Origin of the sequence: Pseudomonas sp. JAI115 (assembly GCF_014200835.1) — a bacterium.
Taxonomy (GTDB): Bacteria; Pseudomonadota; Gammaproteobacteria; order Pseudomonadales; family Pseudomonadaceae; genus Aquipseudomonas; species Aquipseudomonas putida_A.
Genome location: NZ_JACHCY010000004.1, coordinates 203,421 through 216,049, shown reverse-complemented (window position 1 = coordinate 216,049; position 12,629 = coordinate 203,421). Strand labels below are relative to the sequence as shown.

Genomic DNA, 12,629 nt, shown 5'->3' with positions numbered 1-12,629 from the left:
TTATCGGCACCGCCGTCTTGTTGGGCGCCATGGTCGTGGCCATCGCGCTGTTGATCAGTGGCTGTCAGGTCATGGATCGCGCGTGACCCTGCGTGGAATCGCCAAGGGCTTGGCCGGATAAGCCCATTGTCACGCGCACTACAAAAAGGAGTTTCACCATGAGTTTTAACGTCACCCAGCTGGCCGTTGAAGGCGAGCTGCACGTGCTGGAAAAACTGCTGCAATCGATCCCTTCGGGGTTGGATAACCTTGAATACACGTGCGGTGAATGTACCGGTCTGATTCTGTGCCTGGCCCGCCTGAAACTGATCAGCCTTGAGCAGCAAGAAGGTTGCCTGAACGAAGTGGAACGCCTGCGCGACCTAGGTCTGGAACAGCGCGAAATTCAGGCTACCCGGGCCTCCCTGGCGGCGATGCAGGCGAACCTGAACGACTAGCAGGCGTAGGCCTGCCCCCAGCGTTCGTTTCCCTCCGACTGGGTGTAACGTGATGCCTTAGCACCTTTCATCCCGTCGCGCTTTTTTGAGCGCTCGATGACGCCTGCGCAATCAGCGCGGGTGTTGGCGTCTGGCTCATCCCGCAAAATGGGGTGATTGCCCCATGGGGCCCGGCAAACGGGCTCAGTAACCTGACTCTGGAATTCATGAGGTTGTGTGGAGCAAGGCCGGCCTGTCGATCGGTAGGGCCCTCCACCCGTTTTCTTTTCCAGAGCCCTGGCGATTCTGCGGTCTTGACGCACGAAGGGGCCTGTCAGGTAGTTGGGGTACACCATGTCGAAACCTATTGCGCAGTTCATCTCCTTTGTGCCGAGTTACGCCTTGCCTGAGGTGGCTCATGCCGGGTTAAGACAATGTTCGTACCCGCCGACCCAAGGCAGCGTCCGCTCGCTGCAGGTTCAGGGGCAGATGGCTGGCGCCTGTGTCGGACAGTTGACTCAGGGCGGTCCCAACGGGGTGAGCCATGAGTCGACCGCGCTGAATGATGCCTCAAGCGCGCCTTTCGTACGTCGCCAAGGCACTCGTGATCAGACGCGTCGTCCTCCCTTCTGGAAACTCCAGCCCCAAGTGCAGTTGGACGGCAAGGGCAGGCCGCTGTTTGACGCCTTCAAGTCAAGCCCTCTTGGTGAGCTGTTGCACCAAGCGTTGGGTCAGTCCGGGCAGACCTATCAAGCCAGTCAGTGCGCCGATCTCAGCCAGTTTCTGCTCGATGAAAAAGGTTACGTGGTGCACCTCAAACAAAGCCCCGAGGCGGTGTATGTGGCGCGCAGCAGCCAGGCGCAGGCAGAGGCCGCGAGCCCGAACCAGCGCGCGCGCCTGGACTATCGGCAGGGATGTGTTCAGGTCGTGGATCGTGCAGTCAGCAGTGCGCCGCTGCCCGTGTTGCCTTTGGCGCACCAGGGGTATGTGACGGGCATCTATCAGGATCAGGGTGGGCAGCGTCTGTGCCTGCATCAGGAGCAACTCTACGCCTTCGATGACCGGCAAAACCTGTGGGTTCTGCGCCAAGACACCGCCGACCTGCAGTTCAAAGCGTTGCAGACTCAGGGCGATGGCAAAGTGTATGGCCAGGTTGGCGGGGCGCTGGTCGATCTGTCCGGCGAAAGCGGTCTTCGCGTGGCCTTGCCCGAGGGAGCCCGCGCGTACTCGGTGAATGCCGAGCAACAGCTGGTGGTCTTGAGCGGGGAGCCGGATCAGGTGCTGCACCTGGCCGATCTTGGCCAGGCAGACCCCGTGTTGCGCCCGGTTACCCTGAAACTCTCGCATCAAGGCGCATCAACCCTGGCCCAGAGTATCGGCCTGAGTCAGCAGCAGCTGTTTGTCTGTGACACCGAAGGGCGTCTATACCAAGCACCGCTTGAGGCACTGGCCGGTGCGGAGCTGACACTGCAAAGCGCGTCGTCCGGGTCCACTGCGACCTCGGCCCGGCCAAGGGCAGAGCAGTCGGTGGTGGGTTTTTTGAGTACCGAGGACGGACAGGTTCAGGCGCTGGTCAGTGACCGGGGACGCGTCCATTCGCAGCAGCTGGATCCGCAGGGTGTTCTGGCCGGGGCGGGCTGGAACCTCAGTGAGGCGCTGGTGCTCAAAAACCGCCGCGGGTTGCCTGGCGCGCAGGTGTCGACACCTGCGCTGACCCTGGATCTCAATCGACTGGGCCAGTTGGGACTGGAGGGGCAGCGGATCACCTGGTGGGATGCGGTCACTCAGACCTGGAAGGATTCCGGGGTCAAGGGAGTGGAGCAGTTGCAGTGCGACATGGCGGGCAGGGCGTATGTGCTGCACGAAGGCGCCGTGAAAAAGTTGAATGTCTCGCATCAGGCGCCTTCACTGGTGTTCGGCGCCAGTCATGCCTTGAGTCAGCCGGCACGCTCGACCAGCGTGGAGATCAAGGACGCGGTAGCCGCGCTGCAGGGATGTAAAGTCACGGCGTTCGCCATGCTCAGCGACCAACAGTTTGTGGTGCTGGATGATCAGCAGCAAGTGATCGCTCATCATCCGGACGGTGAACCGGTCACTCTCAAATATCCGCTGTGGGCTGGCAACCTGTGCGCGTTGGCCTTCGATGAGCACCGGCATTTGTATGTCATGACCGACAAAAATGAATTGTTCATGATGGCCAGACAGGACTGGCAGGCACGGGGCAGCGAGGCGGGAGCGCTGTCCCGATGGACGTCGATCCAGACGCCGCCGGGGACGCAGTTGACCGGTATCCGCAACGCTGGCGACAACCGTTTGAGCGCCACTTTCAGCCAGGCGGGTGGGCCTCAGATAATGCGTCTGAAGCAGGGCGAATGGCAACCTGTGACCACCAGCGTTGCGTCGCTCAACCCTTTTGACGCGCTGTCCCAGCGAGTCCAGACGGCCGAAAAAGTTGTGCGGCTTCCCACGCTGGGACTGAGCATGCGAACGAGCACAAACTTGATGGGGCGCAGCAATGTAGACAATACCCATGCCGCCAGTACCCGTGAGTTTGTGCGCGCCAACATTTTCAAACCCTCCTGGGAAGTGCCGCGGGTGCTAAAAAACGTCGGTCACTACGTCCAGCATCAGTATCAGGGGCGCAAGGGCCTACGCCCGCTCTATGAAAGCGAGTCGAAGGTGTTTGCGCGCCTGCCAGAACTCAGCCAGCAGCCGCTGGCAGCTGCCGGTCGAGACTTGAAATCGCGCATTGCCGCCCTGAACCTGGGGCCGCAGGGACAGTCCCTGCAACAGGCGCTGGAAACGTTTCGTGCCCAGCTGGAGGAGTCCAGTCATAGCGCGCTCAAGCAACTTGGTCAGCAGCACGGTCGTTCAAAACTATTGCAGCAAAAAGCCGGCCTGCTAAACATCCATGGTGAGCTGTCGGCGCCGTCCCGGCGGCGTGAAGTGAGCATGAAGGTCAGCCAGCTGTCACAAAAGCTCAACCTCAACAGCTCGGGGCATGATTTGCTCGGTGCGTTGAAAAATTCGCTGCAGTATCTGGCGCCGACAGCGGAAAACCACACGCACCAATTGCTGGGTACCCTGCAGGAAAAAGGCATGCAGCTGTCCTATCAAAAGGCCCAAGTACCTTTGGCACAGCGACGCGATGGCGGCGAAAGCCAAGGCTTGGTCAAGGCCGATCTGGCTCTGGGCAGCGTGACCCTGATGGAGCTGGGCGGATTACTCGATGAGCTTGAGTGTCTGCCAATGGCCGACGACGGTCTGCACCTCAAGGCGCTACAGGACAAGTTCGAGGCGCAGCGGGCTGCCTATGAAAGCAATGAGGTTCGTCAGGTGACCCGCATGGGCTTTACCGATCATGCCAGCCTGGAGGCGACCTATGACGGCATCAAGGCGTTTCTCAATGGGTTCAAGAAGGCCGATCATGCCATCAGCGTCAATCTGCGGGCCGCGACCGGCAGCAGCAACCAGACTGAGCTTGCGCAAACCCTCAAGAGCACCCTGCGCGCCCTCAATACGGACGATGAAATTGTTCTGCAGCGCAGTTACGGGCTAAACCTGGGCAGTCCCGTCGTCGGCTTGCCCAGCGGCAGTGCCGGCGGTGTGCGCACCTACGGTATGAACGCCGAGCGCACTGACAAGGGGCTGACGGTCAGTCTGATGCGTGATGGCGGTGTGTCGGGAGCAGTGACAGTAGGCTTGGCGACCATTGATCTGTGGCCCGAGCTGTTCGGCGAGGAGCACGTGCTCAACACTATCCCGCTGGCTGATCGCGCCCTGACGCCGGCACTGCGCCTGGGAGTCAATGCCACGGCCAGCGCCAGTGCCACGCAGCGCCATGCGGTGGCGTTCACGGTACCGGAGGACGGCATCGAGGCGTTTGTCGATGATCTGTTTGGTGGTGAGCTGAACCCTCTGCAGGTAATGAGCAAGGGCGTGGAGCACGCCACGCAACGCAGCACGCGCCTGAATACTGATCTGAACGTCAACGCCACGGCTGAGCTGCGTGGCGAGGTTAACCTGTCGGAGAAGGGCAGCACGCCGTTGGCGGCGGCCATGCGTATCGGTGTCGGCGGGACCGTCAATGTCAATCTGCTGAACTACACCCGCAACGCCTTGGAGCAGCGCAACGAGCTTGAGCAGACGCAGGAAATCAGCCGTAATCGTCCGCGCCTGCTCAACAGCCTCGAAGCTTCCGCCTCTGTGCAAGGGCAACTGAGCGCCAGTCACCGCACGGGGCAGAACGCGCTGGGAACCAACATCGGACTGGGCGCCAGCGTGGCCGGCGTGCTGGACAACAAGACCAGCAAGCGGATCAAGTTCACCTTCAAGCAGGCGGTGGTGCAGACCGAAAAACACCTGAGCGAGCTGACCGTGAAACTCGCCGCTGCGTTCAAGGATCCCGCACCACAACAGGAGCTGGCGCGTCTGGCGGATCGTCAGCAGCCGATCTACAAGGAGCTGACCCCGGAGCAGGTCGTTGATGCGCATCTGGCAGGCCTGAAAAGCTATTTCCTCAACCGTGAACAAAACGATCGGCAATACGCCGCCGTGCGGGCGCTGCAGCGCAGTCTGCATCAGCACGAAGCCGCCAAGAAGCACTACAGCGTGTTGGACAGTGCCCGTTTTGAGAGTGCCTATACCCAATTGTCACGCCTAAACACCGCCAGTGCGGTCTCGCGCCTGATGGGCCTGGTCAGTGCGCATCACGCCCCCAGCAACGCCGAGAAAGTGGCCGCCTGGCTTGAACAGGACGCCACCCTTCAAGCGGTGATCAAGCAACTGCAGGCCAGCAGCGGCATCCAGGCCAAGGTGCGTCTGGAACTCAAGGATGCGGTGCAGGAGGAGATTATGCGCCGCACGGAGCGCGGTGAACTGTCCGAGCAGGCTCTGGCCACGCTGCTCAGCGACCGCCAGAACATGCGCATCAAGACCATCACTGTGACCCAGAGTGCGAGCAAGGCCGAAGGTTTTTCTTCGCCCGTGCCGGTGGTGCGTTACACCAGCAATGCTTCGCTCAATCTCAACAAGGTGGTGGGCAAGATCGACTTCAGCTACGGTCGCGATCACGACACGCCCTTGAGCTATACGCTGGACGGCGGGCTGCTTAACCCCTCCGAGGCCTTCGGGCATCTGGTCGGATCGTTGAAAGACAGCGGTTTTGAACTGGAGCGCTAAGCATCAGCGTGAGTACCAGTGGGGTGGGATGTTCAGATCCCGCCTCATCGGTATGACCTCCCATCTTTGTATTTTTTACCTGTTCTGTGCCGGTTGCTTTTTAAGGAGACACACGCATGACCTGTGCCCCAACACTCCCTTCGCTGATCGACCATCTGGGCGCGCAACTGGGCACCTCCCTGACCCTGGAAAACGGTGTCTGTGCCTTGTACGACAGCCATCAGCAACAGGCCGCCGTCATCGAAGGTGGCGAATACAGTGACAGCGTGATGCTGCACTGCCGGCTGGGTGCTTTGCACCCCGAGCAGGAAAACCTGACGCACCTGTTGAGTTTGAATTTTGATGTGGCGCTGTTGCGGGGTTGCTGGCTGGCCCTGGATCAAGGGGATGTGCGCCTGTGTGCCCAGCGGGAGCTGAGCACTCTGGATGAACAGCGCTTCTGCGATCTGGTCAGGGGCTTTATTGCCCAGGCGCGTGAAACCCGCTCCTCGCTGGGGCATCTGCTCGCTTGATCCAGACGCTGCCGACAGTAGACGGTCACTCAAGTGGTCGGGTGCAATGGGTGTGGGTCAGGGACGGGCTCTGAGCGGCGGACGAATCTGAATGCTGGACTCACAGGTCTGGCAGGCCAGGAGATTGGGCTCGGTCGGTTGCATGATCGATTTGACATGGTTCTGAAAGCAGCGTACGCACAGGTAGTAGTCGGCCGCCGCCCGATCGGTCAGCGATTTGAGCCGGTAGACAAAGGTGCCGGCCGGCAGGCTGTGCAGCGCGTAGCTTTTGTATTCGTGGGACCATTGCTTGAGTCGCAGGGTTTCCTGGCGCAGTGCCTCTTGTTCCTCGAGCAGTTGGGAGAGGGTGACCTGAGCACCGGCCAGTTGTTGTTGAATCTTCTCCACCAACAGGTATAGCGCGCGTGTTGCGGTCATAAATTGCTTCTCGGTCTTGGCACTCATGGCCTGCTCAAGCAGGCTGGCCAGGGCATTTTTACTTTCAAGCAAAGCGGCGGGTGTTATCAGCATCGTTTAATCCAGCAAGGCAAAGCGCCGAAGGTTAGTTGCCCTCGTACGGCGGATAGGGTGTAGATGTTTCAAAAGATTTCTCGTGTTCGCGCGAGGCGGACAGCTGCGATGGCCGCATTGGGCGAGCGAGCGGGGCGTTTGTGAAGTGAAATCTGCTCGATTCACACGCCACAGAGATCTTTTGAGAAGGGGCGGTCTATACCGACCTTATCGCCCTGGCTTTGATAGGGTCGGAGCACTGCTGGTGCTGTGTGCCCGATAAAGGAGCAGGTTCGACAAGGTGGTCTGGGCTGTCAGCCGACGTGGAGGTGCCTATGGTTCGCCTTGAGCAGTGTGACCCTGCGCTGTGTGCATTGTTGAGAGAGGATGCCTGTCGCCTGTTCGACAGGGCGCCCTTGCGGTTTATGGATCGTTCGCGCAAACACACGCATATCGGCATTGCTGGCGATGCGGGACATTACTACAGCCTGCGCCATGAGCGCTGCACCGCCTCGATGCGCACGGCGTTGTCGCTGTTGGCGCCGCGTCTGCAGGGCCACGAACTGGATCGGGCCTACATCAACATGTATCCCTCCAACAGCTTTATCCCGGCCAATCGCTGCGTCTGCGAAGGGCCGTGGCGGATGGCGGTGGTGCCTTTGCAAAGCCACCCGGTGCAGGGCGTCACTTGGTACGACGCGATGGATAAGGCGCATCACGTCATTGATGAAATTGGCCGGGCGCTGATCTTCGAAAGCCTGGCGGTCATGCACGCGGTGCGGGTGGTCACTCAACTGCGCCTGTCGGCGGTCTTTTTGTATCGCTAAAAAACCGGCCGTTTCTGCGCGCGTACGCCACTCCGCCCGCGGGGATGGTGGTGAATACTTGTGACTTCAGGACTTTTCACTCTGCCCGCAGAAGGCTTGGCGCCATTGTGTCTGGCTGGGCGCATTTTGCCGCCTCTATCGGTTATCGGAAGGGGCAACGGCCGTTTTCCAAAGGCTCCGTAGAAACGAAAAAACGTAAAAAACGCAAGAAAGGAAAAAAGCCGTGATCGTGCAAGGGTGGATGTGGATTGTTCTCGGCCTCGTATTGGCGGTCGTTGAAATAGCCACGCTGGGTTTTTTTGTGTTCTGGTTTGCCCTGTGGGCGTTGCTGGTTTCATTGCTGGTCTGGGTCAAGCCCGACCTGCCCTTGCACCTTCAGGTGCTGGTCTGGCTGGTGCCCTCCTGCATGTCGGCAGCAGGGGGGTTCGCCCTGCAAAGACGTCGACGTCGCGCGGCACGTAAAGCCCGAGACGCAGCCTTGGGTGAGGTCGGCCTGATCACGGCGACGGTGGCCGAGAGCCAGAAGGGCCGGGTGGCGGTCGAAGACGACACCCTGCGCGTTGAAAAAGCCTGATGGTTGCAGGCGTTTCCCCTCTCATCGGCTGGTGCTCTGGGCCAGTCCCATGTCTGTGAATCCTGTCTGATGGATAGTGCCATGTCGAAGTTTTCTGTCTTGCGTCTGGAGGCGATGGCCTCTCAGGCATGGAACGGCGTGTCCGTGCGCGGCCGACAGGTCACGGCTGTCTTCTGCGGCATGTTTCTGTCGCCGCTGGTCACCGCCGATGACCACGCCGGTCATGCCGAGGAACTGGCGCCGACGGTGATCACCAGCCTGGCCCCCCGTTCACCGCTGACGCAGGTGACCGATCCTCGGCAGGCGCGGCAGCCAGTGCCGGCCAGTGATGGCGGTGATTACCTGAAATCCCTGCCGGGTTTTGCTCTGATTCGGGCCGGCGGTACCAATGGCGATCCGGTGTTGCGCGGCCTGTTCGGCTCGCGGCTGAACATCCTCACCAACGGCAGCCAGATGCTGGGTGCCTGTGCCGGGCGCATGGATGCGCCCACCTCGTACATTTCACCTGATACGTTTGACAGGTTGACCGTGATCAAGGGCCCGCAAACGGTGCTGTACGGACCCGGTGCTTCGGCCGGCACCATCCTGTTCGAGCGCGAACCCTCCCGTTTCGGCGAGCTTGGCGCCACGGTGAATGCCAGTCTGCGCGCCGGATCCGCCGGGCGCCTGGACAAGGTGGTCGACGCCGCTGCCGGCGGCCCGTCGGGGTATGTGCGCGCGATTGGCAACACGGCGCGTGCCGACGACTACCGGGATGGCCATCATGAGCGCGTGCCTTCGCGGTATGAGAAGTGGAACGCGGACCTCGTCCTGGGCTGGACGCCGGATGCTGACACCCTGATCGAATTGACGGCCGGGCAGGGCGATGGCCAGGCGCGGTATGCGGCGCGCAGCATGGATGGCTCGCAGTTTCTGCGCCAAAGCCTGGGCCTGCGTTTTGAGACCGCCAACCTGGGCGAGGTGCTGGAAAAGCTCGAAGCCCAGGTCCACTACAACTATGCCAATCATGTGATGGACAACTACACCTTGCGTACCCCCTCCGGCAGTGGGCCGATGGCGGTGTCGCGTGGCTCCAGCGTGGATCGACGTACGCTGGGTGGGCGAATCAAGGCCACTTGGCACTGGGCCGATCTGCAGTGGATTGCTGGACTGGATGCGCAGACCGATGCGCCGCGTTATCGCAGCGCCGCCGGTGTTGATGCCTACAAGGCGTTGCCCTATTTCAAGGAGGCCGATTTTCATAATTATGGCGTCTTCAGCGAGATGACCTGGCACGCCAGCGAACGTGATCGGTTGATCAGCGGCGTGCGGCTCGATCGTGCCTCGGCCAAGGATTATCGACCTACCCTCTCTGCGTCCGGCGTGACTCGGCCCAATCCCACAGCCGATCATACCCGTGCCGAGACCTTGCCCAGTGGGTTTGTGCGCCTTGAGCATGATCTGGCCAACAGTTCGGCGACGCTGTACGCAGGCGTCGGTCATACGCAGCGTTTTCCGGATTACTGGGAGCTGTTTTCACCCAAGGCCGGGCCGCAGGGCTCGCTCAATGCCTTTGATGGGATCAAGCCGGAAAAAACCACCCAGTTGGATGTTGGCGTGAACTACAAGGCGCATGAGCTTGAAGCTTGGCTGTCGGGGTATGTCGGGGTGGTGCGTGACTACATTCTCTTTGATTACAGCCCCGGCCAGGGCGTGTCCTCGCGCGCCGACAACGTCTCGGCACGGATCATGGGTGGGGAGCTCGGGGCGGCCTATCACCTGACCGAACACTGGAAAGCCGATGTCACCCTGGCCTACGCGTGGGGAAAAAACAGCAGTGACGGTATGGCGCTGGCGCAAATGCCGCCACTGGACACCCGTTTTGGCCTGACCTATGCCGAAGACAACTGGAGTGCCGGCGCCTTGTGGCGGGTGGTGGCGGCGCAGAACCGGATTGATCGCCACAAGGGCAACGTGGTGGGCCGGGACTACGAATCCAGTGCAGGTTTTGGCGTGTTCTCGCTCAACGGAGCGTACCGCATCAATCGGCACTGGCAGGTCAGCAGCGGCGTCGACAACCTGTTCGCCAAGGCGTACGCCGAGCACCTGAACCTGGCAGGCAACGCAGGCTTTGTTTATCCGGCCAGCCACCCGCAGGCGATCAACGAGCCGGGGCGCACGTTCTGGACGCAAGTGGACATGAAGTTTTAAGCGTTAGAGGGCTCTGTTGAGCCCTGCGCAAAATGTAGGGTGAGTGCTGGATATACTGCCGGAAGGACTTGCGCAAGCTCAAGCGCACCACTCTCTTGTGGGATTACCTCCGTGAGGCGACGGAGCTTAATAGCCCTGCTATTACCGGGCCAAGCGGCAGTCCTCAAGTTTTCCGACAGTGGAACTGAGAGAAGTAAGGAGACCACATCCCAACGTCACTGAGAGGTTCAAAACAACAGGTGTGTAACACCTGTTTTATAACACCACTTGGCACGCCCGAAGACCACTTACAGGACGCCTGCGCGTGCGCGATAAGGCTCAGGCGCGAGGGCCTACGGGATACGCGGCGTCTGAAAATGAAGGTGGTCATTCAGATTTTTCTATCAGATTCTCGAAGATCGTCGTGTCACTCATGGCCGCCAAATAGATGGTAGACGACATCACCGAGGCCCTCTGCCAGAAGACCATCCTGGACAACTCCAAGAGAGACAGCGATCAAACCAAGAAATCTGTAGGTGGCACGCTTGGTAGTCAGGGTTCGGATTACAGCAACAAAGGTATTTGATCTTGTAGTCATCGCTTACCCTACGTGGGTTTTCGCTGCCTGAAGGCTAGCGACGCACATAAGCCCCAGCGCGAAATTCTGCAATGCTCAAATCTGCATATGCCTTCTTTGCTTCCTCTTGCAGTGCTGCGGCATAACCTTTCGAACTGATAAAGAGTCCACCAACAATCACAAGGCCAGCAACAGAATCACAGCGCACCATCCATGAAGCTCCCTTTTAGATAACCGCACAGAATACAGCATCGCCATCAGCAACAGGCAGTCCTAAGCCGTTCGCACCTCATTGAGTAGCTCAGGGTGCCTATCTAATAACTTGAGCAGCTTTATCAAGGCCAGTGGTGGCTTGGTCTTACCGTTCTCATAGCGGGAAAAGGCGTTGGCGCCACCACCGAAAATCTTAGCGGCCTCCCGTTGGTCAAGTGCGAGCTTCTTACGCACCGTGGCGATAAAACCGGGGTCTACAAGGCCCGCGTTGACTCTCTTTGAGAAGACCCGCATTTCCTTCACGACACGGTCGGACTCGACTGCATCTAAGATCGACTCAGAGCAAGACGGGCAGAAATCCCCCGTCACCTTGGTAATAACAGTGACTTCGCCCTTGTAGGTATAGGGCAGGTCGCGGGTGTCACGGACCAATTCCGCAGCACCGCAAACAGGACATTTCATGGTTTTATAACTCTTTAAAGGACACGATCAGCACGTCTTCAATTACCGTGAGTTTCAGATATGCCTTCCCCGTCTTCGTGTGTGGCCGATACACGTCTTGCCAAATCGCGTGGGCAGCATGAGTGGTCATGCTCTTGTAAAAATCCATTAGTTGAAGGGCCATTACCACAGCCATGACCGAACGTTAACCTAATAGGATGTTAGTTGGCAAGTAGGTTATTTCAGTGCCAGTCGCTTTAAGCAGTCCCACGAGCATCTTAGCGACGGTCTCAACGGGGTACGCCTGACCCATAGACATCAAAGGTAATGGTGCCTGATGCGTGCTCCATGACAGCTTGAGCGTAAGCCGTAGGAACCCCTTTGGCCTGCATTAAGGACGCCAGCGAGTGCCGCATAGAGTGGAGCGTTAAGCGGTCGCGGTACGGATGGCAGTTACCTGCCACCCCTACCGCGAGCGAAGTCATGGTGCCGATTTTGCCAGACCAGGCGATTCGCGGTGATAGATCGATTGGCAATGGCAGCCGTTAAAGCAGTGTGATCGCACCGCCGGAGCCTGCGCGCTGCCACGGCAAGCCCAACACCAGAGCCTGGAGTTGCTCGGTATCCAACTCTATTTCAGAGCCATGGCGAATGCTTGGCCAGTGGAGCTTACCCTGGTACAGCCGGCGAGCCGCCAGCCAGATGCCGAAGCCGTCATGCACCAAAACTTGCATACGAGTGGCGCGGCGGTTGGCGAACAGATAAGCCCAGTGCGGCTTCGCCGCACCAAACACCGTGATCACTCTGGCCAACGCGGTACCGGCGCGCATGTCCATCGGCTCGGTGGCGAGCCAGATGGAATCGATGCGAAGCATCGCAGCAGGTCTCGAAGAAAGGTCGCGCAGGCAACAGCACTTTTGGTTGGCCAGTTCACTTTGACGGTACTGCGCGGGTGCTGGATTTCAACGCATTATGCTGCGTGCGAATTTGCTACGGCCAGCTGCATGGGTAACGGAATGAATGCAGGTTGCAGCGCCGTGCTTTTCTGCGCTTGCAGCCGAATCCATTTGTGTACGAGGTTTGCGTTGAGACCATGGCTGAGCGCGATGCTGGCAATTGAAGCTCCGGGCTGGGCAGACTCTTGAATGACCAGGACTTTGAAGGACTTGAAGTAGGAACGGCGTTGTGGTCGCATGAAATACCCGCTTAAAAGGCTGGAACTGGTGCCCA

The 12,629-nt window shown here is 59.5% G+C and carries 11 protein-coding genes; 6 read left to right on the top strand and 5 right to left on the bottom strand.

The features are described 5' to 3' along the window. Positions 1-158: 158 nt before the first annotated feature. The 3 genes from HDC30_RS11815 (at position 159) to HDC30_RS11805 (ending at position 6,109) form a co-directional block, all read left to right on the top strand. Entirely contained in the window at positions 159-437 is a 279-nt protein-coding gene (locus tag HDC30_RS11815; RefSeq protein WP_183783080.1) for a hypothetical protein, read from the top strand. A 333-nt stretch (positions 438-770) separates the two neighbouring features. Then, complete coding sequence (locus HDC30_RS11810; protein ID WP_183783079.1) at positions 771-5,597, top strand: AvrE-family type 3 secretion system effector; 4,827 nt, start codon at positions 771-773, stop codon at positions 5,595-5,597. A 116-nt stretch (positions 5,598-5,713) separates the two neighbouring features. Beyond that, on the top strand, positions 5,714-6,109 hold the full coding sequence (locus HDC30_RS11805) for a type III secretion system chaperone (protein WP_183783068.1): 396 nt from the start codon (positions 5,714-5,716) through the stop codon (positions 6,107-6,109). Between the two features lie 57 nt (positions 6,110-6,166). Here HDC30_RS11805 and HDC30_RS11800 read toward each other — a convergent pair whose 3' ends face one another. Further along, positions 6,167-6,619 (bottom strand): hypothetical protein, encoded by a 453-nt coding sequence (locus HDC30_RS11800; protein ID WP_183783066.1) that lies wholly within the window; start codon positions 6,617-6,619, stop codon positions 6,167-6,169. Positions 6,620-7,023: 404 nt separating this feature from the next. Between HDC30_RS11800 and HDC30_RS11795 the strand changes: the two genes are divergently transcribed. The 3 genes from HDC30_RS11795 (at position 7,024) to HDC30_RS11785 (ending at position 10,189) form a co-directional block, all read left to right on the top strand. Next, positions 7,024-7,425: a hypothetical protein gene (locus HDC30_RS11795; protein WP_183783065.1), complete on the top strand. Its 402-nt coding sequence runs from the start codon at positions 7,024-7,026 to the stop codon at positions 7,423-7,425. A 223-nt stretch (positions 7,426-7,648) separates the two neighbouring features. Continuing rightward, entirely contained in the window at positions 7,649-7,999 is a 351-nt protein-coding gene (locus tag HDC30_RS11790; protein WP_183783064.1) for an NfeD family protein, read from the top strand. Positions 8,000-8,080: 81 nt separating this feature from the next. Next, positions 8,081-10,189 (top strand): TonB-dependent copper receptor, encoded by a 2,109-nt coding sequence (locus HDC30_RS11785; RefSeq protein WP_183783063.1) that lies wholly within the window; start codon positions 8,081-8,083, stop codon positions 10,187-10,189. A gap of 829 nt (positions 10,190-11,018) precedes the next feature. Here HDC30_RS11785 and HDC30_RS11780 read toward each other — a convergent pair. From HDC30_RS11780 to HDC30_RS29465, 4 genes are all read right to left on the bottom strand, one after another. Next, entirely contained in the window at positions 11,019-11,420 is a 402-nt protein-coding gene (locus HDC30_RS11780; RefSeq protein WP_183783062.1) for a type II toxin-antitoxin system MqsA family antitoxin, read from the bottom strand. 4 nt (positions 11,421-11,424) lie between these two features. Further along, complete coding sequence (locus tag HDC30_RS11775; protein ID WP_409347907.1) at positions 11,425-11,595, bottom strand: type II toxin-antitoxin system MqsR family toxin; 171 nt, start codon at positions 11,593-11,595, stop codon at positions 11,425-11,427. Positions 11,596-11,944: 349 nt separating this feature from the next. Beyond that, complete coding sequence (gene tnpB, locus HDC30_RS11765) at positions 11,945-12,274, bottom strand: IS66 family insertion sequence element accessory protein TnpB (RefSeq protein WP_183783056.1); 330 nt, start codon at positions 12,272-12,274, stop codon at positions 11,945-11,947. A gap of 95 nt (positions 12,275-12,369) precedes the next feature. Beyond that, a complete protein-coding gene (locus HDC30_RS29465) occupies positions 12,370-12,594 on the bottom strand; it encodes a transposase (protein WP_183783053.1) in 225 nt (74 codons plus the stop codon). Between the last annotated feature and the right edge of the window lie 35 nt (positions 12,595-12,629).

What these genes read in the sequence shown, in the direction of transcription:
- HDC30_RS11815 (WP_183783080.1), top strand. Translation starts at nt 159, where the DNA reads ATGAGTTTTAACGTCACCCAGCTGGCCGTTGAAGGCGAGCTGCACGTG.
- HDC30_RS11810 (WP_183783079.1), top strand. Translation starts at nt 771, where the DNA reads ATGTCGAAACCTATTGCGCAGTTCATCTCCTTTGTGCCGAGTTACGCC.
- HDC30_RS11805 (WP_183783068.1), top strand. Translation starts at nt 5,714, where the DNA reads ATGACCTGTGCCCCAACACTCCCTTCGCTGATCGACCATCTGGGCGCG.
- HDC30_RS11800 (WP_183783066.1), bottom strand. Translation starts at nt 6,619, where the DNA reads ATGCTGATAACACCCGCCGCTTTGCTTGAAAGTAAAAATGCCCTGGCC.
- HDC30_RS11795 (WP_183783065.1), top strand. Translation starts at nt 7,024, where the DNA reads ATGGATCGTTCGCGCAAACACACGCATATCGGCATTGCTGGCGATGCG.
- HDC30_RS11785 (WP_183783063.1), top strand. Translation starts at nt 8,081, where the DNA reads ATGTCGAAGTTTTCTGTCTTGCGTCTGGAGGCGATGGCCTCTCAGGCA.
- HDC30_RS11780 (WP_183783062.1), bottom strand. Translation starts at nt 11,420, where the DNA reads ATGAAATGTCCTGTTTGCGGTGCTGCGGAATTGGTCCGTGACACCCGC.
- HDC30_RS11775 (WP_409347907.1), bottom strand. Translation starts at nt 11,595, where the DNA reads ATGGCTGTGGTAATGGCCCTTCAACTAATGGATTTTTACAAGAGCATG.
- tnpB (WP_183783056.1), bottom strand. Translation starts at nt 12,274, where the DNA reads ATGCTTCGCATCGATTCCATCTGGCTCGCCACCGAGCCGATGGACATG.
- HDC30_RS29465 (WP_183783053.1), bottom strand. Translation starts at nt 12,594, where the DNA reads ATGCGACCACAACGCCGTTCCTACTTCAAGTCCTTCAAAGTCCTGGTC.